The organism is Kordia sp. SMS9 (assembly GCF_003352465.1).
In the GTDB taxonomy this organism is placed as follows: Bacteria; Bacteroidota; Bacteroidia; order Flavobacteriales; family Flavobacteriaceae; genus Kordia.
The window spans coordinates 2,753,900-2,779,413 of sequence record NZ_CP031153.1 but is presented as its reverse complement, the minus strand read 5'-3'; the positions used below and the strand labels follow the sequence as shown (position 1 = coordinate 2,779,413).

Genomic DNA, 25,514 nt, shown 5'->3' with positions numbered 1-25,514 from the left:
AACAAGATTCGATCTAATTGATTATTTCATAACTATCATATTGATTTCCCTTTTTACCTTTTCCTTTTTGTTTAGTAAACCTGTAAGTAAAGGAAACATTAATTTGTCGAACTCTATACTGTAATTCTAGGTCTCTTTCGAAGTCAGTTCCAAAAGTTATCACCAATCGCTTATTTGAATTAAACAAGTCTCTTACATTGACAGCTATAGACCCTTTTCCATCGAATAAGGATCTACTTAAGCCGAGGTTCACGGCATAAAAACCTCTTCTTCTATACTGTCCTGTTTCAATTGGTCCTCTGTAGTAACTTTGAATTTGAAACTTCGTCGACTTAAAAAGCGTAAAATTAGCATTATATCGCGCTGTAAATAGCAATCCATCTCCGTCAAAACTGGCGCCTCTAAAAGATCCTCTTTGTCTGAATCCATTAAAAATTACTTCTGTCCACATATTCCACCATTCAGTAGCTTTAAGCCACATACCAATTTCTCCTCCGTAAGCTGTATAATCTCCAATGTTAGCAATAGTGGAAGCAAAAAAATCTTGAGTTTGATTTCCAATCGTAAGCTGTTGTCGTTCTACAAAGAACTCTACTTCATCATTTGTTTTTCTATAGAATACTGTAGGATAGAATCCTAAATTATTAGATGCTTTGTAGATATAGTTTAGCTCAGTGGCAACAATAAAGGAAGGATTGATATCGGGATTTCCCACAAAAATATTACGTTCATCAGTAAAGGTGGAAAACGGAATAATCATCCAACTTCTTGGTCTGTTTACCCGTCGTGAAGCAGATACCTGTAATTCGTTTTTCTCATTGACATTGTAAGAGATAAATGCCGATGGGAAGAGATTTGTGTAATTTTTTGCATCTTTAAAATTGTTTCTTGCAGAAGTTATATCAATATCAGAAATTTCAGCTCTCAACCCCAATTTGAAAGCAAGCTTTTTGTATTTTTTAGAGATCTGACTATAGAATGCATGCACGTTTTCCGTGTATTTGGTCTGGTCTGTAAATTCAGGAATGATAAATGCATCTCCTTGGGAAGTGCTTCTTTCTACTGAAAAATCATTTTCAATTCGGGTAAGATCACTGCGATAGCCCAGCTCGAAGGTTACATTTTTCTCCAGCGGTAATATGTAGTCCATAGAAATCACATAACGACTCATCTCTTCATCGTTGCCAGTTATATCTGTATCTAAATTTTGTTGTACAGGAAATATATCTGAAGAAGAAATAGCTGCGTCTTCTTTTAATTTTGTGTATTCGGCACTTGTATTAATAGATAATTTGTGACCTTCTTTCGCAAACTTCTGATCAAAAGTGACACTTCCTTGAACAAATGTATTGTCCTCTTCTTCATCCTCATCTCTAAGAGAACTGTTAGACAAATTATTATTGGTAAAATCTCTATAAGTTGTTTCGTTAAAGTTGTCAGATCCCGCTTGCCTAAAAGTTGCACTCGCAACTAAGCTTGTCTTTTCATTGAAGTTTTTGCGTCCACCTACATTGAACAAATAATAGCTTTGATTACGAATTCTGTCAGATTCTTGATCACTAGTTTCTGAGGTATTCACCAAATCGATCAAAGAAATATTATTAATGGCTTTTGGTTCTGAATATCCAACACCTCCATTCAAATACCATGATCCTGTTTCTCCCGTTTGAGAGACATTCACATTGGTTCCAACATTTAAGCGATATCCTGTAAATACTTCCAAACTTGTACTTAATTGTTTTTTCTTTCCTTTTTTAAGAACGATATTAATAATTCCTGCAGATCCTTGAGCTGCATACCTAGAAGATGGGTTTGTAATGACTTCAACGCGTTCTATAGAACTAGCTGGAATGGTTGAAAATAAATTTGCTGTAGAAGCTAAACCATTGGGGCGACCATCTACCAAAATACGAACATTAGAATCTCCTCGAATGCTTATACTTAAATCGGGTTCAACTTGAACAGATGGTAAGTTTTGCATAACTTCAGCCAGCGTTCCACCTCTTGCGGTAATATCCTTTGATACATCATAAACTTTCTTCTCTAAGTCAATTTTATAACTCGAAGGATTACTTTTTACGACGACCGCATCCAACGCAACGGAGGAAGATATTTCAATAATACCCATATCTATTTTCCTTTTTTGACTAGCGTCTAAAGTAATTAGCTTAGGTTTTACGCCAACAATAGAGACTTCCACTGTGTAGATTGCTCTAGGAATTTTTAATTTAAATTTTCCATCTTCACCTCCAATAGTTCCAAAAACTTTTAGTGAATCTTTTTTATTTTTAAAGACAATGTTTGCGAAAGCAATTTCATTTCCTTGATCATCTTTTATTTGTCCTTTTACCTCAGCATTTTGAGCATAAAAAGAAATAGTTACTAATAGTGACAATAAGGTTATTAATTTCTTCATTTTTATTTATTTAAAAAATTATTTCTATCCAATTTATTTCACTCTTATTTTTGGAAGTATAAAAGTGTTTTGTTTACAATTTTATAATTCCTGAAATATAACATATCCATTCGATTTGTTGTCAATTTTTGAAAGAATTTTTACCTACATATTGTGTGTTTTTGCAACTAAATATCGACTATTGTTTTTTATATCTATGTGGCGAATTTAAAAAGTTGAAAAAAATTTTATTCTTTTGATGCTGATTTATAAAGCTTTACGATTTATTTTAGTGAGACCATGAATACATTTTTACATTTCTCACATAGGAACTTTTCGGTAAACTCTTATTCGCCAAAGGTCCCGCAAAATCTTTATTTTCTGGTGCCCATATATTGAAATAAAATTGCAATGGTAAATCTGGAATCAAACTTGGCATCCACGTGCTTCGCACATGAACAAGAACGGTGTCAACATAAAACCTTACTTCATGAGGTTCCCATTCTATACTGTATGTATGATACGCTAAAGACGCATCAAAACCAAGATCAATTTTTATAGGTGCTGCTTTGTTTCCATAGTTATACATAACTCCATCAACTCCGGGATTGTAATAAATATTAAACATCACTTTCGTAGTGTCATCTCCTAAAAACTCAACATCTATTTCTTGCCAGGGATTGTATCTAAATAGGAAAAAGGCAGAAACGATTCCACTGCCTTTTGCTGGTTTCATTTCAACTTCAAATCTTCCGTATCTATAGTTATTTTGTGTCACAATAGAAGCAGAAGTAAATTCCCGATGAGCTGTTTTTTCTTCTTTTAGAACAAAGCTACAACCTGCTTTTTCTTCTAGTAAAAAATTATCTTTTGAAAATAAACACAGATTTCCTTTGAAGGTATCTTCAAGTTTAGTCCAGATTGATTCATTAAATGAAGAAAAATCATCTTCTAAAATTTTCGTATACTTCCCTACTAATCGAGCATTTTTTAATGGATATTCTCTTTTTTTTACATAGTGGCGTTTGTTAAAAGGTATGATCCATGGTGACAAATCAAACTTTATTTCTGTATAATCTCTAGCTTGAACTGGAACTAATGTTACTTCTTTTAAATTGAGCAGCTCGGTATCTATACTCTTTTGAAGCAACTCGGACTTCGGAAGTGGGAAGCTTGGTGTTTCACAATTTAAGAATTCACAGATTTCTTGCCAGTCGTTTAATGTATGCATGTCTAGCATCATACACCTGTTTTGTTTAATTTCTGATATGGATTTTACAACCTCTTGAAATAAGTAATTCTGAGTAGTTTCAACCTTTTCAGTTGCGTCTTTGACAACTATGAATACTGAATTGGATGGTAATTTTTTCAGTGCTTCAGGTTTCTTAAGAATCTCTTCAAATCCACAAAAAGCTTCAAATTGTAAAGGGTTACCTCTTTCAATTGATTTGTTTACATCTTCTGTAAAATCTCCATACGTATTCATACAGCATCGGTATCCTAGAATTTTCAATACTTCACCTAATAGGATTGAGGAAGTACTGCTTTCTGCCACAACAAAAACAGGAGTTTTTCCTTTTTTCTTATCAAACCTGTCATTCGTTTGGTTAAGCATTGTTAGAATTGAATAAACGTTATCTGAGTCAATATCTTCTCGCTGATTGATAATGGGTTTTTTGACAGCATAGACATTGAGTTTGGAAAAAATAAAGTTGATCCAAACATCTACCGGACTCCGAATGGGTAATTGAGCAAGTAACTTTTGAGCTCCTTCTAAAGACAAAACATAACCAGAAAACCACCATAATCCTTTGTGTGGTTGTACTAAATTTTGTGAATAATTATCCTTAACCATTCCTGTTTTTACTTCCTCATAGGACAAGTATAAGAAATCGAATACTGGCTTATTTGAATTCTGTGGTAATTCTCTCCAGACTTGATTTAAGACCTTTGCAAAGTCTTTTTCAAAGAAGATATCATCTTCTAAAATTAAAGCGTATGCACTATTTTCTTCGACTATCTTTCTCCACATTTTAATATGTGAAAGTCCAATAGCTGTTTCTGGTCGCGTCAAGTTTAGTTTTAGATTTTTGGATCTAAGTATTGAGAGTAACCTTGGGTCTGGATCTACATGATAGTACTCTTTTAAAGAATATTCTTGTAAAATCTGAGAAGCATCTACTTGATCCAGATCCATTTTAGATCCATTGATTGCGGAGATTCTTTGCGTGAAATGGCTTAGATTTTTCATACCTTTCACTTTTTGATACTTTACCTCTTTCAGCATATTGGTCCATCTCTTCTTCTGATGATCCAAGTTTAATACATAAATAGCATTGATAGTTTCTTCATTGTCTCCAAAAACAGTGAGAGTTTCCTGTTTGGAGAATTTTCTAGATATATATTTTGACAGATGGTTAAATTTCCGCTTTAATGTAGTTCCTGTTTTAATATTCATATATTAGGAATTGTCTTTTTTTTTCAAAGAGATGTAGTGCTACCATTTTTTACATTATGATTAATACCCATTCTACTTCTTCTAATGTAATGATCAAAGGTTCTATCCCTTTGGCTCTTCTCCCTAGATTTTCTATTACTTTTTAAGGATACTTTTTCTTCAAGTAATGGGATAAGAAAATCAAAAGAATGTTTGTTTCCTCTTGCAAACGGGAACGTGATTATTGTCATTCTTGTTGAATATGGTTGCTTGCAATCAGATCTTGAATTTTGTATCCAAAAAAGAATAGAATGGCTATATTCAATGTATTGAATACAATAAAAATTACTGGAATTAATATCAAACTCAAACCGAGATTTTGCAAAATAGTTTCTATATACGCTATTCGATCATGATGTAGATAAAAGAGTATAGAAATAACGATTAGCTGTATAATCATCATTTTAAGAAATACTTTCTTAGACTGAATTAAATAGCCCGCTATAAACCCAATACTCACTGTTGCTAGGAGGATTATATAATAGTCTTCTAGGAAAATCTGAGGTAATACTGCCATAAAATATAGCAGATATTCTTTTATTAATTTCATCATTTGGATCGAATGGTATACATGATATTTTTAAGTTGATTTGGATCTTTGGAAAATTGTGTTTCTTTGAATTTTCCTTTTTCCCAATGAAGAAGTTGATCTTCGTAATTTGGAGAATTCATTTTGCCACTTTGTCCTCCAGCGAGTATGCTATACCCTTTTATGTTGTTTTTTTTCATTTCATAAACAGATCGAAAAACTGGGTTAGCTACTCCTTCATTTAAGCTGATAGTATTTTTGTTTCCCCCTTGAAATGGCATTTTTTTTCCAAAACCGGGTAAGAATGAAGCGTTAAATACGAAGAATCCATTTTTATATTTTTCAATTGATTCAAGATTTTTTTTGGCTAAGATCATTGAATCTGTTCTTATTAAAATACGGGACAGTAGTTGTTCTTTTTTAGGCTGTTTATTTCCAACTCCAGCGTTTATATAATTTAAAAAGGATTTCATGGAAGGTGCCTGCCTCACATGTAGCACAGAGTTTGCATATTCTTTCGACTCTTTTTCTACATGTTGTCTAAAAATATCATAAATGAATGCATTTCTAGAATCGTAGGTCATATCTGCATTCCAATCTTCAAATACATCCATAATGTATTGATATTTTTTGTCAAAAGTGACCTCTTTAAAAACTTCCTTGGCATGATAATATGAAATATCTACTTCATCCAATTGCATTTCTTTCATGCTAGAAAGGTTCCAGTTGTCATTCTCTTGTAAAATACGATCAATACGATTTACTCTGTAGTCATTTTTATGCCAGTGTGCGCCATAATATTTATCATTTTGGATTGGTTGTTGATTGGCAGAAAAAAGATAATTTGATGTTGGGTTTTCTTCGTATACTAATTGATTTGAAAACTCAAGCTTTAGTGGCTCTTTTGTTCCATCTAGCAAACCTCCTTCAAAACCTTGAGGTCTTATTGGTAATTTCCCCGCTGTAATGATTCCTATTGTATCATAAATATCTGCATATATAAAATTCTGAGGAGGATAGTCATAGTCTTTTAGAGCAGTGGTGAAATCTTTCCAGTTATTTGCTCTCATTGCATTATACACAGCACCAATAGAATGACTTTTTTGTTCTGGATGCCAATATTGGGCATAGGAAACATCGCCCTCTTTTTTTACAAAACCATGAACGGTTTTTTGAACTTTGAAAGTAATTTTTGAACGACCTCTTACATCAATATGATATTCTTTTTCTTCAAAAGGAATCCAATTCCCTCTGTAGAAATATAAGCTATCTTTTTCTGTTTGCAACAAATAACGATCAGTCATGTCCCATTCTCCATTGGTTATTCCCCAAGCTATTTTCTCATTATGTCCACTAACTACCAAAGGAGTTCCTGGAATACTATACCCATATACTTGTATTTGACCGCCATGTAAACCAACTTCATAAAACGATGCTGGAAATGTTAATCGCATGTGTGGATCATTGGCTATCAGTGCCGCATCGCCTTTTGACTTCTTGCTATTTACCACCCAGTTATTACTTCCAATTCCGGTAACAAACGGTGAGCTTTTAGCTTTGCTGTTAACAGATACATTCGTTACTGGTTGCTCGTGTATTTGAGTCGTATCAATTTGAGAGGATAAGATGGTTTTTAAATCTTTTGGACTTTTAGGGTATAAGATATGTAACAGTTCTTGAGGTAATTTATCTAACAATTCCTGTCGCTCTACATGGTAATCAAAATACGCCAAGTTTCTACTCATATACCATGTTGCCAAAATAGAATATTCAGGTTTCCAAGGTTGAGGTTCAAGTCCAAAAATGGTATATAAAGGATCGTTTATTTTGTTTTCTTTTAGATACGTATTGATTCCCAAAGCATAACTATTTAAATAGGTATATACGTCTGTACTTTGTCGTTTGTATTCTTCTAGAATCTCTTGGGATTTTCTTTTAAATTCATATGGTTTCCACAATTTATCAGATCTGATTCCTCGCACTCCAATCATTTCAGAGAGTTCTCCTTGCACTAATTTGGCCATTAATTCCATTTGAAAGTAACGATCTTTGGCATGCATATAGCCCAATCCAAAAGCAACATCTTCATTATTTTTTGCATAGATATATGGAATCCCAAATGAGTCTACTTTAATTTCTAAATCCTTGTTGTATAGTTTTAGAGAGGTAATGTCTTCGTTGTTATCAATTCCGATAACTCCAGATTTGAACGATAGTAACGAACCTATACTGTTTATTGGAAAATATTTATAGTTGGTTACAAAAATCCAAATCATGCATAAGAGAAGGACAAAGCTTAATTTTATAATTCTCATTTTTTGGTGATTTTCTTTTGAGTTGATACTTGATTTAAGGTTCCGTAATTCATTTGAAACAATCGATCTGCTTCGTTGTAATAATTGTCATCATGAGTGATCGCAAAAATGGTTTTTCTTTCGTGTTTTACGATCCAGTGAATGATTTCTGTATAGAATTTTTTTCGAAACTCTGGATCTTGGTCAGCTGCCCATTCATCTAATACTAATATGGGACGGTCTTCTATGATTGCAGTAATTAAGGCCAATCTTTTTCGCTGCCCAGTTGATAAGTTTGTGGAGGAAAATTTATTATCTTTTAAGGTCACTTTTTTGTCCAATTCAAATAACTCAAGAAGCATTTGGATTTTTTCAGTATCAATGTTTTCAATTCCATAAAAAGCATCAAAAAGATAGAAATCATTGAAAACTGGAGTAAATAATTGTCTGATTGACTTTGGATTTTGATCGATTAATTTTTCATTCAATACAATACTTCCAGCATTTGGAGTGTACAGACTTAATAATGTGTTGATAAAGGTGGTTTTTCCAGAACCATTTCCGCCATAAATAAAAATAATCTCTCCCGCAGTTATGGAGAAATCTATAGGACCAAGTGAAAAGGAATTATCTTCGTATTGATATTGATACCCTATAAATTCAATTTTCTTAAATTCCTCATCGTTCTCCAATAGCTTAGGTAAGTTGACTTCGCTTTCATCATATTGTAACTTTTCTTTAAGCTTTTTAAGTTTCCTAAGAGAAATGTATGCAACATTTAACGTAGGAATGCTCAACATGATATTCACTATTGGACCAAGCAAATACAGCAATGCAAATACAAAACTCACTTGAATTCCCAAGGAAATATCAAAGTAATTTCCTGAAATAATTAAAATAACTACAATAATGATATAAAAGAGTATTTGACTGACTAATTGACTATTTAGATAGCCTACTAAAGCTTTTTTATTTCTTTGCTCACCTTCTATAACAATTGGAGATAATGCCCATTCATACAAATCGTCACCCTTTTGAGGATTCACTTTTATTTCTTTATTTCCATGGAGCACACTATTGAAAACTCGCATAAAGTCTTGCTCGAGATTTCTAACACGTTTAAAATCTTTATTGCTTGTTTTTGAATTTCTAAAATAAATGAGTATTCCTAGAAAAATACAGCCTAGACTTATTAAAAAATATACAGGAGATAAATCATACATGTAGATGAAACAAGTAAGAACTAGAATGATAGAGGTAACTAATCTAACAATGACTAAGGATGCGTTGGTAATACTGCCCACATCTGAAGTGAGTGCTGCATAGATTTCATCTTTGAGTAAAAAAACTTTTAAGTAAGGTGCTTTCAAAATACTTTTGGTAATACTTTTTCTAATATCCCAAAATAATTTTTGAGATAGTTCTATAATTCCCTCTGACAAGAGCCTTCTTATTACAAAAAACAACACAATAGTTATTGAAAAATAAAGCAAATAGTTATGTTCTTTAGGCATTCTATTTGCAATAGAAAGGTTGATAACACTATTTGTTAAAGCGATAAAGAAGAAACTTGAAAGCCCTGATATGATTCCTAAAACAGAATATAATATGATGCTTTTTTTAGAAATTTTTATCATGCAATGAGTGTCTTTATGAATGGTTTTGGTTTGAGACTAGATTTCATAAAAAACTATATGGTTTTTTTATGGTTTTTATTGTCCATTACTTTTTGATTCTTGGTAATGACTAAGTGCTTCTTTTGTAATTTAATTTTAGAGTAATCTGGAATATCATCAGTTACAATGCAGTCTGGATAAATCATTACATGGTCTCCGATATGAATAGGACCTAATAAACGTACACCACCAGAAATATACACATTATTGCCAATTGTGGGATGCCTTTTTCCTTTTTTGTTAAATGTTATTTTTCGAGCGCCTAATACTACATTTTGTAATAAAGTACAATCATCACCAATGATAGAGGTGGCACCAATCAATGTATTAATACCATGATCAATCACAAATCGTTTTCCTATTTTCGCTTCAGGGTGAATTTCTATGGCACAAGTAACTGCAGCATATTCCGATATTTTGAAAGCGCAAAATTTGTGAAGTAAATTTTCATCTTGTTCCTCTAAATAGAAAAGAAAATTTGCTATTCGATAATAAAAAATCACTTTAAAAGACTTCGATAATGAATAGATAAACTGGTCATTTAATGCGATTGGATCTTGTTCGACACGCGCTTTTAAATCTTCTAAAATTACCTCCGATAATTCATGAAGTTCAAGTTTTGATATTTGAATGTGTACAGGTTTACAAAACGTATCTAACACTTGCAAAATATCATCTATAACTTTTTCCTTGTTAATTGATTTTTTATCATTCATATTAGTTAAAAAAGGGATATCTATTTCTGAATATCCATATTCATCACTATGCCTCATTATGTAACTTATTGTTATTAAAGTAAAATTTGATCAAATCATTTCTGTACTAAAAATAATTCCGTAGAATTGATTGAAATAATTGATGCTTTTATGCCTTTTTTTAGCTTAAAATTTCTTTTTATAATTCTTGCTTCATCCCATACATTAAGATGTGAAAAAGGTTTTATTGTTGTTTCTTCTTTTTCAATTACTAAAGAAAAACTTTTTTAGTATAAAGAATTTTTATTTGATTCATTAATAAATGAATTTGAGCACTAAAGGAAGGGAGTTTCTTTGTAATTTATCATTTTTAAGATTGTTTTTGTGCTATACAAAGCATTGTCATTAGGCTATCGTAACTTCTTGATACTTCTTGTGTATCTTTTAAGGTGAAGCCATAATGATCAAATAAGGCAGCAATTTCCTTTTTTGTAAAGTATTTACATCTTCTTTTTCCTCCATCAATATATTCTACACGACCTTCTTCTACTGAGGTATCATCTTCTTTAAATACGGCTAAATAAAACCATCCTTTTGATTTTAGAAGATGATGGATTTGATGGAAGGTTATTTCATAATATTCTGGTTCAAAATGATGCAAACATCCATTATCTAAAACAATATCGTACTTTTTACTCCTCGTGTATTCCGTAAAGTCTCCTACAAAAGCATGAAACTTTTCTCCATATTTTTCTTTTAGAATAGACCAATTGTCATTTTCAATAACATCAATTCCTGTCAGACTATGTCCTAATTCTAAAACAGTTTCAGAAGAACGTCCTGTTCCAATTCCTATTTCAAAGACATCTTTACTTGGTAATGAAGTATAATCATTGAAGAAAATTTGAATTCCCTTTTTCAAATAGTCCATGCCGCTCCAAGTATCCAACCCAGCAGAATACCGTTTTTTATAGGTGTCTATCGCCTCTAAATGTTTGTCTTTTTGATCTTGCGTAATGACAACTTTCTTTTTGGGGATTTGACGTTCTATATAATCCATTAAACTTTTTGGCCTAATGTCAGACCAAATGGTTTTGATATGCTCTAAACAGTCTTCTTTGGTACCTTTGGTTCCTTCTTCTTCCCATCCAATTGGGAGGGATTTGTCTGTATTCCAGATGGAATATTGTTTTTCGCTATTTACTACTACTGAATATAATGTTTCTTCCATAATTTGTTATGCTCTTTCTGGTAATCCAACTACGTGGAAATGGTGATCGGTTGTCTCGTTAATTCCTTGCTCCTCTAATACTTGACTTTCTGTTTTTCCGGTATATCGTAAAACAATTTCATGATTATCTATATAATTCTCAAAACCTGTTCTGTGGTATAAGGTTAATTTGGCATCAGGTCCTTTTTCTAAAAATCCAATTTCTTTTTTGGCTTTTAAGTCGATAATAATTTGTTGAAAATCATAGTTAAAAATAACTTCTTTACTTACATAATAAACGAAATCTCCACTTTGAAAGGTTTCTAATCCTTCTCTTTCTGCGGTTGTTTTGTGAATGGCTCTGGTCATTTCATCATAAATGTATAGCTGAGAGAAAAAATGCTGATGTTCTTTTGGTATTTTGCGCTCTAAGAAACTTTGCCACCATTCTCTCATGACAGATTTGGTATCTTCATGTGTGTATAAATAACGAATGGGTTTGCTAATTCTCGTTACGTCTAAAGTGCTTACAATGTCCATCTTTAAATTGTTGATTCCGTTTGAAAAATCGTCATCCCGATTGCTTATAAAATCATTCAAGTCGAGCAATACCTTAGATTGTGTAATGTTTAGAAAGACACGTAGTGGGTTGAAAATATTTCTAAAAAACATCAACTCTGCTCCCAATCGTGCCCAAAATAAAAAGTGGTGCATCTTAACATTGTCTTCATACGACATGGTATTTGTTGACAGAATAGATTCGTAATCGTAATATTCATTTTTGAAAGTTACGAAACCGTATTTTTCTCTATTTTCATAATACTCTGTATTTGGTAAAAGTAATGTATTATATGTTGCTATTCTGGATGTATAGGCAGCCGTTTTATCATATCCTTCTAAAAAGGAATCGTACGTTTCTCCAGGAAGTTGCCAAATAAGTTCCGCATAAGAGTTCATATTTTGATCGTCTAGAAATTTACATAAATCTTCAAAGGCATTGATCTTCATATTCTTTCTTTGCGCTAACTCAATGGTTTTGTCATCGAGTGTTTGTAGTGCCAAAGTAAAGTCGGTTGCAAATCCAGCATCTTTTACTTTCTTCACAATATTGTAGAATATTTTTCCTTTATTTTTAGCCCATGATGGAAATAAATTGGTTGGATATCCATAGGTTTTATTCAAGTAAATAATGTGATCCATAATCTCTTCATCTTCTTTTATCATTCCAAAGTTTGCATCTGCCAAAGCAATATTCTCCACTTTTAATTTAGCAAAAAAGGTTAACTCGTCTTTGATTCGATCCATATCAAAACGATACAATTTGGCTCCTGTTGCACCTCCCCAATAACAAAAAGAACAGTTGTACGGACAGCCTCTATTGCTTTCCATTGTAACAGCATCATATAAGAAATTTCCTTTCTCATCTAGCATAGGAATGGCTCCTGTTAAGAAGGGTGAAGGAATTTCGTTCAGATCTTTCATTCGATCATTTGCCTTAGTTGTAATGATTTTGTCTAATTCGTCTCTGTATGAGATGCTATTAATGGATTCTTTTTTGCAGTTTCCATCTTCTTTATAGGCTTTGAGTAAGTCTGTAAATGTTTTTTCTCCTTCTCCGTTGACAATTATATCTACATGCGGATACTCTGTAAAGACTTTATCTCCCTGTTTTGCAACATGTACTCCTCCCATAATAACGAGACCTTTAGGATGCACCATTTTAAAAGTTTCTGCAACTCTTCCAAAAACAAAATAATTCCATCCATACACTGAGAAAGCTAAAATATCTGGTTTGTATCCGTATACAATATCATGTATCATATTCAAAGTTTCTTGTCCTCCTCCATAATTGAAAATTTGAATATCAAATTCGTCTTCTATTTCTTGGTATTGATACGCGTATGCTTTAATATATCCACAGGCGAGTGGCATACTTAACAATTCCATATCCCATATTCCTTTGTGTACAAGTGCTACTTTTGTTTTTTTCATATCATGATTTTGTTTTAGTAATTGATTTTCAGACAATAGCTTGTGCTTCTGTTTGATAAATTAGGGTACAATCAATCGCTACAAAATGTATTTGAGTGATTGTAAAAAAATTAATTTTTAACAATGAAGTAGTTTGAAACCCTTATTCAAATTGTTTTGTGAGTTTCCTATACTTTTTCGATGGAAGCAAAAGCTGCATGTCCAGAAGCTATGGCTGCCAACAAATAGTTAGTTTGTGAAGGCATCTCAGAGTTATTTTCGTACGTAATTAAATTTAGCAACGGATCAGTTGCAAAGCAATGTCCTGTAGTCGCAATATTATCGTAAAAGTGTTGGTGTGATTTGTAGCCTAAGCGACTTAAATTAATGTTCATAATAGGCTTAAAAACATTGGTCATAAAAACCTTTTCTATTTTGGTTTTATCGAACTCATCAGTAGTACGTAAGTTACTGTGAACTTCATTCAAATGAATAAAATGACTGTCTCTATTTTCCATCACGCCACTCATCAGTTTTGTATCGGTAGCTACACAGACATTTTTGAGTTTGTATCCTTTTTTTTCTTCAGACGAGAGTAAAAAACTAGAAGCACAATCACTGTAAATTCCAAATTGATACATTCGATCAGAATCTTTAGGTACTTTATCAGATGCTACCACCAATATGTTTTTATAAAGCTTTTGCGAAATCAATGCTTCTGCCACTCGCAAGACATGAAATATAGACGTACAACCTCCAATATTCTGCCCAATAATCTGAACCTGTGAGATATTATTCTTAACAAGAATATTTCCTAAACTTGTGTTCACTTTGCTAAAATCAGTTCCAGGTGCAGAGCAGCAAAAAAAAACAAGCTCTATATCTTCAGGTGCAATAGAAATAGTATTTAGTGTTTTAGCAATGGTTATTTCTGCTTGTTCAAAAAGAGTTTTTTCTGCTTTGTGAAAGTTTCCCCAATTCCAGTAATCTGGCTTATCTGTAAGACCAAATTTTTTTATTAGTTCTTGAAATTCTTCTATTTCTCGAAAATTATATTTTTTTTCTCCAAGTGTACAGGAAACCCCTGACATATATATATCCATAGTTAATTAAATACGTTAATAAATTTTTCTAAAAACTTCTTGAAACTCCCAAAGGTTGCATTTTCGTATAAATCTAATACAGAAGGAGCTACTTCAAACTTTCCTTCAATTTCTCCCATTAAAATAGCTGCATCTAAAGAAGTTGCTCCCATATCGAAAAAATTACTATCGTTTTGAATGGAGTCTACTTTTAGAATATTCATCCAAATTGCTTTCAGATCTTTAGTAAATTCGTCTTCTTCCTCTACAATAACAGTTACAGCTTCATTATCAACTGAAGTTTCTTCTAAGAGTTCTTTGTAATTCTCATGTAAATATTTGGTATTTACCTTTCCATTTACGGTCAGTTCAAATTTGTCAATACGCTGTATTTTATGAGGCATACTATAATCTTGTAATTTTTTGGAAAGATGTTTTCTTATTTCCTCATCCAAGTTTGTATCTTCTTTTGATTGATAAAATGCAATCATGTATTGAAGTTTCTCTTCAAAGACAGGAATGACTGAAGCTTCTAAAACTGCTGGCATTTCCTTAATTTTCTTAATGATTTCTTCAAGTTCTATACGGTAACCATTAATTTTTACTTGATTGTCTAAACGTCCTTTAAATGCTACATTTCCATCTGGCAACCAACTCCCTAAATCTCCTGTTTTGTACATTCGAGTGCCTACTCCATTAAATGGATCTGGTAAAAACTTTTCTGCTGTTAAATCTGGGCGATTGAGATACCCGTACGAAACTCCTTTTCCTCCAATGTAAATTTCTCCATTTTCGCCTTCTTTTACAGGATTTAATGACTCATCAAGAATATATATGTACAGATTTTGAGCCGGCTTTCCAATATTCACTTCATCATTACCTACAAAACATTGTAAGCGTGTAGTACCTATGGAACCTTCGGTAGGTCCGTAACAATTGTAGAACTCTTTATTTCTTCCCCATCTATCTACCAAATCTTGGTTACATGCGTCACCTGCACTTACAACAGTTTCGAGTGCTGGTAGTGGATATTCATGATTTAATGTTGTTAAAACCGCTGCTGGCATTTTCATGAAAGCAATGTCTTGATCTTGTACTAGTTTCAGAAGTTCGTTTCCTAAGGTCAGTTTTCTGTTTTTGATCATGACTACAGTTCCTCCTTTGGCTAGGGTTCCTGACCACTCTGGAAGTGATGCATCAAAACCTAAAGAGGCAAATTGCAGTACATTTTTCTCTAGTGGCCACTCTTCTTTAATTTCCTCTAATAAATTTTCAACTCCACCATGGTTTACTAATACTCCCTTTGGATTTCCTGTGGTTCCAGATGTATACAGAAGATACATTCCATAAGCTGGTAAAATACGAACATTTACAGGTGTATAATCGGGCTGCGTAAAATCTAATGTATCTACGCAAAGAATCTTGTGTTTTGGATAGTCTAACTTGTCAGCCAATGCTGATGTTGAAAGTACTATGGCTGGTTTTACGTCGTTTAAAATGTAAGAGATTCTGTTTTCGGAATGTACAGGATCAATGGGTACGAAGATGCATCCGATATTTGAAACTGCAAGCAAGCTTACAATACAATCTACGGATCGGTCTATATACACCACAATATATTCCTGCAATAAAACTCCACGATCTAAAATATGGTTGGATAATACATGAACTTGCCCTACCAATTCTTTGTAGGTGATGTAATTGTCCTCTACACGGACAGAAGGTTTTTCAGGAAATTTTTCTGCATTTTCCTTTATATAATCTATAGAAGCTTTGAACATAGTTACTATTTTTTTTCTATAATGTTAATCATTCTTTCTGCTAGTAATTCAGCAGTCTTTAAATCTGACGCATATACTTTTGATTTACCGTCATCAGTAGTCTGCGCCATCAGTCCTACCCAAGAACCAAGTCTATTAATTTCGCTCTTGGAGTTTGTATATCCTGTCCCTAAACCAACCCAAATCATTCCTTGTTGACACGCATACAAGAATAATTGAAGTAAGGTTCCAAGTTTATCGCCACTTGGTGCTCCTGAACATGTAAAAGCAGTTACATATTTGTCTTTCCACCGTTGAGAAGGAAAGAATACAGAACTTTTTTCCATAAATTTTTTGAAGTCCGACGAAATTCCTCCAAAATAAGTAGGACATCCTAAAATTAATCCTTTGGCATCGGAGATTAGTTTCCAGTTATTTTCTACTTCTTCAACAGAAATTATATGAACCTCAACTCCTTTTTTTTGAATAAATGAATATATTGTTTCAGCAATTTCTTTGTTGCTTCCTGTTTTAGAATGATATACAACAACAATCATTTCGCTGTTTGATTAAGAGATTCCAATATTTTCTTTTTTTCTTCTTTCAGTGCTCCTGATTGAAAAACTGTTAATACGGTTGCATCTTTACCTAGTTTTTTTGCGATTTTTTTTGCTACAAATAGGTTTGCCGCTGAAGAACTTCCTATGAATGTTCCTGTTTTTGCGTAGAAATCTATCATTTCTTCTTGTGATTCCTCAAAAGAGGTTAAGTAATGTTCTACTACTTCATGCTCACGCTCTTCTACAAACTTTTGTTTTTTTCCACATCCCAATCCACCTGAGCCAGAGAACTTTGGTAACGCATTTGAAGGACCATCATGCGCATACGGCATTTCTTTGGGCATATTCGTGTAAAGTTGCAATTGAGGATACTTTCTTTTTAAGGAATCATATACACCAATCAGCGTACCACCTGTACCAATAGAAGTGACCCAAGCGTCTATGGATTCGTAATTTTGATCTAATACTTCTTCACCTGTTACGTGATAATGAAAATGATAGTTTGCTCTATTTTCATGTTGGTACAGAAATTTCCATTCAGGATGTTCTTTCTTCAATTCACGGGCTTTTTCTATCACTCCGTAAAAGCCATATTTTTTGGCATCTGTCAAAATTATTTCTGCTCCATTACCTCTAAGTACGTCCAAGACACTTGTTGGTGTTTTATCCATAAGAACCAACACCGTTTTGATTCCGAGCAGATAACACAACTTTGATAATGCCATAGACAAACCTCCACCGCTATATTCTAAAACGGTAATTTCATTGGTTGGTTTTTCTAAGTTGTCTAAAAGTTTCCAAATCATTGCCAATGCGACTTTTGCTTTAATTGTTTCACCTGGATGATTGTACTCACATTTTGCTATGATCCGAGCATGGTCTTCGGGTGTTTCTACTTCAAGAAAAAGAGGTTCTGCTAGGCTCTTATAAAACTGTTGCAGTGCTGGGTACTCTTTTAGTGTTTTTTCTTTAAATCCATTCGGAATTCTCATTTTTATGTTTTTTTAATCTATATCTTCTGCTAACCGGAAACCCATTACATAGATTTCGCTCATATATCTTCCATGACGTCTTTTACATCTGGCTAAATCTCTAAATCGAGTAAAACTTCCTCCTCGCGCAACTCGATATGTTGTTCTTTCGCGAGTTAAATCGTCAGCAATTAATTCTCCTCCATCGTAGGCATGGTAAAAATCACTTACGTATTCTTCTACATTTCCTGCCATATCTGCACAACCAAACGGCGAATTTCCTTTTGGGAATATTCCGATTGGTGTGGATCGAAAGATGCCTGATTCAACGGTATTGCAGTGATCTTTTTCAAAGGTATTTCCCCAAGGAAATTCAAGTCCATCCGAACCACCTGCCACATACTCCCATTCTGCTTCTGTGGGAAGTCTAAATTTTCTTCCTGTTTTTTCAGAGAGCCATTTGGCATATTGTACACAAGCATCTGAACTAATGGTGTGTACTGGATGATTGGATTGACTTGTTAGAAATTGCCCAAGTGGCCACGTAGTGGGGATTTCGGCGTAGTCAGTATCCTTTAAAAATTCCCAGTATTCTTGGTGAGTTACAGGATATTTTGCTATTTGAAATTCTTGTATTGTGGCGGTGTATTGTGGTGTTTCTTTACGAATCCATTCATCAATGATTCCATAGTTTTTATAGGTTTCTACTACCTCATCCACTTCACTTACTTTGAGTCCTAAAAGTCCAGTCCATGATGGTATTGCGATCATTTCTGGATTTAAAACGTTGATTCTAGGATCTCCTAACAAGGCTAACAACTGCCCGGCCACAAATCGACGTGTAAATGGCTCCTCTGCGTTTTCAATTATGGAAACCAATTCCTGTTCCGACAGTTTTCGTAAAGAAGCATATTCTTCTTTAGGGAAATCTATAGAACTGGCTTTGTACGATTCCTCTAATCCCATGGCAGCTCGCATAGAAAGATCACATATTTTAGTTTTTGTAAAATCGTTTACAAGTGGTGCTCGATCATTTAAACTATATTCTAAAAGGTTATTTTCCATGAGTTTTGTTTTTATTTACTAAGTTCAATATCATACGCTTTTCCATCATAACAACTTGCAATAAAGAGTTTTCGTGTAGTATCATACGTCATAGATGATATTCCAAAATCGCTGACTCTCATGTGTGCTACAAAAGCGTCTTTTTTCATATCGTATACAGAGACAAATCCAACATAATCTCCTAGTGCGATTAGGCTTTCAGAATCACTAGAAATACATTTGATTGAATTTTTATGACTTGTATCAACTACCTTTACTTTTCCATCTTCCCAAATTCTTAGTTTAAGATCTCTTCCTGTGCTTGCGAAGTTTCCATTTCCGATTGCCACCGCTCCGTTAGCGATTTTATCATGTCCATCAGTGATCACTTTTTGTGATTTGAAAGTATTGACATCGTGATATGCCGCAACTCCTGCTGCACAAACCGTAAATATAGATTCCTCCGATGCTGCAATTCCTTTGATGGCGTTTTCATGAAATTTATATGTGTTTTCATATTGCACGGAACCATTTTTGTCGATCGTCAATACTACAGCTTCTCCATTGTAGGTTCCAATTGCTAATGCATCTTCTCCGTTGCTTTTAAAGTTGACAGCACAATTTAATGGATTGGAATGTTGGTAATATACCTCTCCTGTCTCTGCATTGAAGATTTCACCTGTCTGACCTCCAGTAATAATATTTCCTTTGAAATCAATGATAAAATTGCATAAGCTTCCAACTTCCGCGATTTTATGTCCATTTTTAAAAGTGTATCCTGCATCACCAATCGTATAGATATCTCCATTAGATTCCCATACTGCGTTATACCCATAGGTACACTCTATATTATTATCTGCCCATTGTTTTGTTTTCAAATTGAATTGAGCATACTTGTTCCCAAAGGTTCCAAAAACAACTTCTGAATCATTGAGAAATGCACAAGATCTTGGCCAAACCATGTTGTCAAATTGGTGGTTTGCCTCTAAATGAAGCATCCCATCTTTATAATTCCAAATCTTAAATGATCTGTCGTAACTACAGCTGATAAGTTTTTGCTGTTTTTCTGAGTATTCAAGGCTTTTAATCCCAGCTTTATGTGCATTTACATTAATAGGTTCTCTTTCTTCTGATATGATTACAATTTCACCTTCATAATTTCCAGCGAAAATAGTTCCATCGCCACTAACAGCAATAGTGTCTGTATCTACTTCATCAAATGAAAGGTCTCTAATTACCTCTCCTGATTCATAGTCCCAAAATTTTACCGTTCCGTCATCCGAACTACTTATCAAAACATCTTTGTTTTTCATCCATTCTACAGAGTTTACATCTAACTCATGTCCTTTAAGATTTTTTATTAATTGCCCGTTGTAATTAAAAATTTTTATTGTAGCATCTCTTGAACTGGTGGCAATTAATTCTTTTGTGGGATGAAATGAAATTCCTTCTGTGTCGTCTGTGTGTCCTGTTAAAATCGATTGAATTTGCATCGATGGAATTTTCCATACTCGTGTAGTATAGTCAGAACTCGTAGAAGCTAAGTACTTTCCATCTCCATTGAAGACACATTGGTTTACTAGGTGGTCGTGACAACCTCTTGCAATTGATCTTTTGGTTTCTGCATCCCAAAGGATTAGAACATTGTCATATCCTGCGGTTGCAACGTATCTGTTGTTGTGGGCGGAAATTCCGCTAATCGGTGATCTGTGTGTAATCATTTTGCTCTTTTTTTTATATTAAATAAATAGATGTTTTTATAAGGTATTTGCATTCGATAATTTTGAATGATCTTTTTTTAACAATTTCTCATGTAATTATCGTTCGATGATATGGTTGATTTTTTGCTGAATACTTTTATTGTTTTCTGAACTTCAGGTTAACTGTACTTAGAATTTTTTTTGTGTGAACTAAGCTAGATTGCATTTTTATATTGTTAGCGCAACTCCTTGGCTTTTGTTATGAGAGTATGAGTTAATGTGTTCATAAACAGGTGTAATTCTATGAATATTTACAGCAAATTCTTTTGTATTAAAAAGATAGCCTTTATTGACTTTGTCTTTAAAACTCTTTATTTCTTCGGATAGTCTGCATTTTTATGTAAAATACTTTAGGGATTTTAGTTTGCCAATACCGAGTAATGTGACTAAATTTTCTATCCTACTTTCAATAATTGAGAAGTGATTGTTTTAAAGTTTGTCTTTGTTACATTACCCAGCCAATAGTTCCCAATGCGGATTGATATATTCTAGCAAACGCTCGTTGTTTTCAATATTTAAAGTTCTGAATAGATCAAAAACTGGATATGCCAGCTTGTAAAAATGAATATCATTAGCTTCTGTCTCCCAGAAAGAGGCTTGAAAAGGACTGTATACTTTTTGTAATGAATGAGGTTTTAATCCTTTAGGCGCTAAATCACCAAAAGCTATTTGTTTTCTTAAACTATGGATTCCTTTTTTTGCTAATTCTTTGTATCCTAATTCATGAAGAAGCACTAGGGCATGTGAGTGCGTTATTTGATGTAATTTAGTGCCTTGAAAAAAGTGAAATTTATTGTTGATTTCTTGGTTAGCTTTAAGGTTTTTTTGATTTTTTAAACAAAACAATGCAGCCTCATAAACGTTATTGAAAGTAGGAATTTGTGATAAAGAGATATTTGTTTCTTTATAATTAGAAATATTCCAATATCGATCTAACAAACCATCATTTTGTGCGCTTTTTACAACGCTGCAAATATGGCCTATATAACTATTTGGAATTTCATAATTTAGAAAATCAATTGCTTTTAATGCGAGTGCTCCATAGATAACGCCATGAGCTCCCGAAGATAAGTTATTGATATTAATCTCAATAGCATCTAAAAGAGGCTGAAGGCTTTCAGTAGTTTGTTTACTCGTAGGTTCATCTTTAAAAATAATTTCATTACTCTTTAGAATTTTATCTATCCGTGAAATCGCTGCGTTTTTTGCTTCTTCACTTAATGGGTTTAGATCTATAAATAAAGCTGTTGTAATGATGGCAGCTCCCCAATGACCAAAAAACCAATTTTCAGTTTGAGAAGAATCTGCCATTGCAAACAAACCTTTGTGTATTAATTCCGAAGTAATCATATATGTTTTTTTATTGAATATTAATTAATTGTCATACGTTGATATCATACGTTTTTCCGTCATAACAGCTTGCTATGAATTGTCCTCTTGAGTAATCAAAAGTCATAGAAGATATTCCAAAATCACTTATTCTTATATGTTTTACGAAAGCGGCTTTCTTCATATCGTATAAAGAAACAAACCCTACATAATCACCTAATGCAATGAAGTTTTCAGTATCACTAGAAATACATTTGATTGAATTTATATGATCAGTATCAATTACTGCTGCTTTTCCATCTTTCCAAATTCTTAATTTAAGATCTCTACTAATACTTGCAAATTGTCCGTTCCCTATTTTAACACATCCATTAGCGATTTTGTAATGTGCATCACTTATCACTTTTTGTAATTTGAATGAATTGACATCATGATATGCCGCAGCACCTGTTGCACACACTGAAAAAATGGAGGAGTCTGAAGCTGCTATGCCTTTGATAGCATTTTCATGTAAAGAAAATGTTCCTTCATAGGCAATCTTTCCTTCTTTGTCTTTAACTAAAACAACTGCCTCTCCTGTGTAGGTTCCTACTACTAGAGCATCTTTTTCGTTGTGTTTGAAATTTACTGCACAGTTTAATGGACTTGAATGTTGATAATAAACTTCTCCCGTTTCTCCATTGAAAATTTCTCCAGTTTGTCCACCTGCGATGATACTTCCTTTAAAGTCAATTATAAAATTACATAGACTTCCTACTTCTGCCTTTTTTTCTCCATTTTTAAAGGTAAAACCGGCATCTCCTATTGCATAAATATCTCCATTTGATTCACAAACAGCGTTGAATCCATAGGTAGGTTCAATATTGTTATCTACCCATTCTTTTGTTTTCAAATTGAATTGAGCATATTTATTTCCAAAGGTTCCAAAAACAACTTCTGAATCATTTAGAAATGCACAAGACCTTGGCCAAACCATGTTGTCAAATTGGTGATTGGCTTCTAAATGAAGCTTTCCGTCTTTAAAATTCCAAATTTTAAAAGATCTGTCATAGCTTAAACTAATGAGTTTTTTCACACTATCTGAATACACCAATCGCTTGATACCTGCTTTGTGAGCTTCAATATTGATTGTTTCGGTATCATTTGAAATGATTACAATTTCACCTTCGTCATTTCCTGCAAAAATGGTTCCTTCTACTGCAACTGCAATGGTATCAGTTTCAACATCATCAAATGATAAATCTCTGAGAATTTTTCCTGATTCAACGTCCCAAAACTTTACCGTTCCATCATCTGAACTACTGATGAGTATGTCGCCATCCTTCATCCATTCAACAGAAATTACATCATCTTTATGTCCTTGTAGACTTTTGATAAGTTGTCCTTGAAAATCGAATACTTTAATAGTAGTGTCTCTGGAGCTAGTCGCAATCAGTTCTTTGGTTGGATGAAATGAAATTCCTTCAGTATCATCAGTGTGTCCAATTAAAATTGATTGAATTTGCATGGATGGAATTTTCCATATACGCGTTGTGTAATCTGAACTTGTAGATGCTAAATAACTTCCATTTGAATTGAATGCACATTGGTTTACTAAGTGGTCGTGACAACCTCTTGCAATAGACCTTTTGCTTTCTGCATCCCATAAAATTATAACGTTATCATATCCAGCAGTAGCAACATAGGTATTTTTGTAAGCTGATATTCCGCTAATTGGAGATTTGTGTGTAATCATTTTTTATTTTTTATCCTTTTGGTTCTAAGTTAATTTGATGACCTGCAATATATTTCTTGGCTTGTAGGTAATTTTGGTTTCCTTCTTTTATGTACGATTTTGTATTTATCATTTCTACAACTTTAACCCCATTTTTTTCGAGTTGCCCTTTTTTATCTAGGTTATTAGAATGTAGAATAATTTCTGTTACTCCAAGTGCTTTTAGCATCTTAGCTGCCACAGAAAAATCTCGTAAATCATGATCAAATCCTAAGGTTTTATTTGCTTCAAATGTATCAATCCCTTTAAGTTGTAATTCATAAGCATCTATCTTGTTATACAATCCAATGCCTCTTCCTTCTTGTCTTAAATAAATTAAAAAGCCTCCTTTTTCATGGATCAAATCCAATGATTCTTGTAATTGATTCCCACAATCACATCGTTCAGATCCGAATACATCTCCTGTAAGGCATTCAGAGTGCATTCGTACAATTGGGAGTTTTTTTCCCCATTCTCCTAGACCAATAACAATGTGTTCTTTGTCTGTTTCAAGATATTCTTTATGGAAAGTAAAAAAGGCTCCATCTATCTTTTGCGTCACTGTTTCAATCGGTATGACAACCCGGTTTCTAATCTGTTTGTCTATTTTTTGCTCCATTTAACAATAATTGTTTGAGGACAACATTAATTTGTTGTGTTGACTTACTTAAAATTCTTAATGTGTTACTTTATTTGATGTAATTCGTTAACAATAGAATTTTCTCATTTGTTTAATTTTCTGTTTCTAGCTTCACCGTTTAAACCATTTGAAAAATGTATAAACACGTATACATTTAAACGATTTTTTATAGGTTTTTTTTATACGATAGCTATTAAAATTTATTACTATATTTTAGTTTTCAAATTTATTTTATAATCAAATTATGGCAGTTTTTTCATCCATGTCCCATCTGCAAAAAGTCTGTCTGGTGCTCCAAAAACCTCATTTACAGCTCGTACAACTCCTGGCCATTCTTGTTGGTAATCATGTCCTGAGATGATGGTTTTGCACTTGGGTAAAAACAATTCTATATTTTTTTTCACATCTTCATAACTATGGTTTGCATCTATGTATACAAGATCGAAGTGGTTGTTTTCAAATTTATCAGCAACATTTTCACAATAATCCCTATGCAAGACAATGTGATCAAAATACCTTGTATTTAGTTTAAATTCTTGCTCAACATCCACCCAGTCTCTATTGGAGATTTCATTAAATTCTTCTACTCCTTCAAAAGGATCAATACATTGAATTTCATCAAAGATCATTTGTGAAGCAAAAATTAGTGTTGATTCTCCCATATACGAACCGATTTCACACATTTTTAATGGATGAGTTCTTGTTAATTCGGAGGAGACATACTCACAGAAATCGTATAATCCTTTCACATACCTGTTTGACTTACTATTGTTCCACTCCGGATGAGGATTGAATCTTAAAGTTTTCATTAGTTAAATTTTAATAGTTAATTATCGTGAACTTTGTTTATTGCTAAATATTGAATTGCTTTTTAAAGTTAGTAGTTACATTTTCAACATCTTAGTTTGTTGTATTCTTATCAAAGGTTTTCCTTTTGATAGGTTTCAATTGCTGGTTTTATAGTAATTGATTGTTTTCTCCTGGAAAAATAGTTACAGGTTGAAATTCTTTGGCTTCTTCGGGCGTCATGAATGCGTAGGATATAATAATTACAATATCGTCTACTTGCGCTCTTCTAGCGGCAGCTCCATTAAGGCATATAATACCTGATCCTGCTTGCCCTTTAATCACATAAGTTTCTATCCTTTCTCCATTGTTATTATTTACTATCTGTACGCGTTCGCCTTCATACAGGTTTGCAGCTTTCATAAGATTTTCATCAATGGTTATACTTCCTATGTAGTTAAGATTAGCTTCTGTAATTTTAACTCTATGGATTTTTGATTTGTAAATTTGTAACATCATAAGGTTTTATTGTTTTTAGTACAGAACTACAATTTTTAATTTT

Annotated in this window: 18 protein-coding genes; all 18 read right to left on the bottom strand. The window is 33.1% G+C overall.

Translation table 11 applies throughout. From position 1 onward, the window contains the following. Nucleotides 1-13: 13 nt before the first annotated feature. Entirely contained in the window at nt 14-2,416 is a 2,403-nt protein-coding gene (locus KORDIASMS9_RS12000; protein ID WP_114903069.1) for an outer membrane beta-barrel protein, read from the bottom strand. A gap of 268 nt (nt 2,417-2,684) precedes the next feature. Further along, nucleotides 2,685-4,853, bottom strand: coding sequence for a family 16 glycosylhydrolase (locus KORDIASMS9_RS11995; protein ID WP_114903068.1), 2,169 nt, complete (start codon nt 4,851-4,853; stop codon nt 2,685-2,687). 588 nt (nt 4,854-5,441) lie between these two features. Next, complete coding sequence (locus KORDIASMS9_RS11980; protein ID WP_114903065.1) at nt 5,442-7,736, bottom strand: penicillin acylase family protein; 2,295 nt, start codon at nt 7,734-7,736, stop codon at nt 5,442-5,444. Next, nucleotides 7,733-9,352, bottom strand: a complete 1,620-nt coding sequence (locus tag KORDIASMS9_RS11975; protein WP_114903064.1) for a cyclic peptide export ABC transporter — start codon at nt 9,350-9,352, stop codon at nt 7,733-7,735. Before KORDIASMS9_RS11975 ends, KORDIASMS9_RS11980 begins: the two co-directional genes overlap by 4 nt. Nucleotides 9,353-9,405: 53 nt before the next feature. Next, nucleotides 9,406-10,164 (bottom strand): serine O-acetyltransferase, encoded by a 759-nt coding sequence (locus KORDIASMS9_RS11970; RefSeq protein ID WP_114903063.1) that lies wholly within the window; start codon nt 10,162-10,164, stop codon nt 9,406-9,408. A 292-nt stretch (nt 10,165-10,456) separates the two neighbouring features. Continuing rightward, nucleotides 10,457-11,317 carry an MbtH family NRPS accessory protein gene (locus tag KORDIASMS9_RS11965; protein ID WP_114903062.1) on the bottom strand — a complete coding sequence of 287 codons (861 nt, stop codon included), beginning with the start codon at nt 11,315-11,317 and terminating at the stop codon, nt 10,457-10,459. Nucleotides 11,318-11,323: 6 nt separating this feature from the next. Continuing rightward, entirely contained in the window at nt 11,324-13,288 is a 1,965-nt protein-coding gene (locus tag KORDIASMS9_RS11960; RefSeq protein WP_162819909.1) for a KedN5 family methylcobalamin-dependent radical SAM C-methyltransferase, read from the bottom strand. A 167-nt stretch (nt 13,289-13,455) separates the two neighbouring features. Continuing rightward, nucleotides 13,456-14,370 (bottom strand): hypothetical protein, encoded by a 915-nt coding sequence (locus KORDIASMS9_RS11955; protein WP_114903060.1) that lies wholly within the window; start codon nt 14,368-14,370, stop codon nt 13,456-13,458. A gap of 2 nt (nt 14,371-14,372) precedes the next feature. Beyond that, the gene (locus KORDIASMS9_RS11950; RefSeq protein ID WP_114903059.1) at nt 14,373-16,130 is read right to left on the bottom strand and encodes a non-ribosomal peptide synthetase; all 1,758 of its coding nucleotides are present in this window, start codon (nt 16,128-16,130) and stop codon (nt 14,373-14,375) included. A gap of 5 nt (nt 16,131-16,135) precedes the next feature. Next, nucleotides 16,136-16,666, bottom strand: coding sequence for a flavodoxin family protein (locus KORDIASMS9_RS11945; protein ID WP_114903058.1), 531 nt, complete (start codon nt 16,664-16,666; stop codon nt 16,136-16,138). Next, entirely contained in the window at nt 16,663-17,661 is a 999-nt protein-coding gene (locus KORDIASMS9_RS11940; protein WP_114903057.1) for a pyridoxal-phosphate dependent enzyme, read from the bottom strand. Before KORDIASMS9_RS11940 ends, KORDIASMS9_RS11945 begins: the two co-directional genes overlap by 4 nt. A 12-nt stretch (nt 17,662-17,673) precedes the next feature. Continuing rightward, nucleotides 17,674-18,705 (bottom strand): SUMF1/EgtB/PvdO family nonheme iron enzyme, encoded by a 1,032-nt coding sequence (locus KORDIASMS9_RS11935; protein ID WP_114903056.1) that lies wholly within the window; start codon nt 18,703-18,705, stop codon nt 17,674-17,676. 11 nt (nt 18,706-18,716) lie between these two features. Further along, entirely contained in the window at nt 18,717-20,405 is a 1,689-nt protein-coding gene (locus tag KORDIASMS9_RS11930) for a WD40 repeat domain-containing protein (RefSeq protein ID WP_114903055.1), read from the bottom strand. Nucleotides 20,406-20,894: 489 nt separating this feature from the next. Next, on the bottom strand, nt 20,895-21,794 hold the full coding sequence (locus KORDIASMS9_RS11925) for a hypothetical protein (protein ID WP_114903054.1): 900 nt from the start codon (nt 21,792-21,794) through the stop codon (nt 20,895-20,897). A 31-nt stretch (nt 21,795-21,825) separates the two neighbouring features. Further along, entirely contained in the window at nt 21,826-23,508 is a 1,683-nt protein-coding gene (locus KORDIASMS9_RS11920) for a WD40 repeat domain-containing protein (protein WP_114903053.1), read from the bottom strand. A 10-nt stretch (nt 23,509-23,518) separates the two neighbouring features. Then, nucleotides 23,519-24,145, bottom strand: coding sequence for a GTP cyclohydrolase II RibA (ribA, locus tag KORDIASMS9_RS11915; protein WP_114903052.1), 627 nt, complete (start codon nt 24,143-24,145; stop codon nt 23,519-23,521). A 263-nt stretch (nt 24,146-24,408) separates the two neighbouring features. Beyond that, nucleotides 24,409-24,915 carry a class I SAM-dependent methyltransferase gene (locus tag KORDIASMS9_RS11910; protein ID WP_162819908.1) on the bottom strand — a complete coding sequence of 169 codons (507 nt, stop codon included), beginning with the start codon at nt 24,913-24,915 and terminating at the stop codon, nt 24,409-24,411. A gap of 208 nt (nt 24,916-25,123) precedes the next feature. Beyond that, nucleotides 25,124-25,471 carry an aspartate 1-decarboxylase gene (panD, locus tag KORDIASMS9_RS11905; RefSeq protein ID WP_114903050.1) on the bottom strand — a complete coding sequence of 116 codons (348 nt, stop codon included), beginning with the start codon at nt 25,469-25,471 and terminating at the stop codon, nt 25,124-25,126. Nucleotides 25,472-25,514 lie beyond the last annotated feature (43 nt).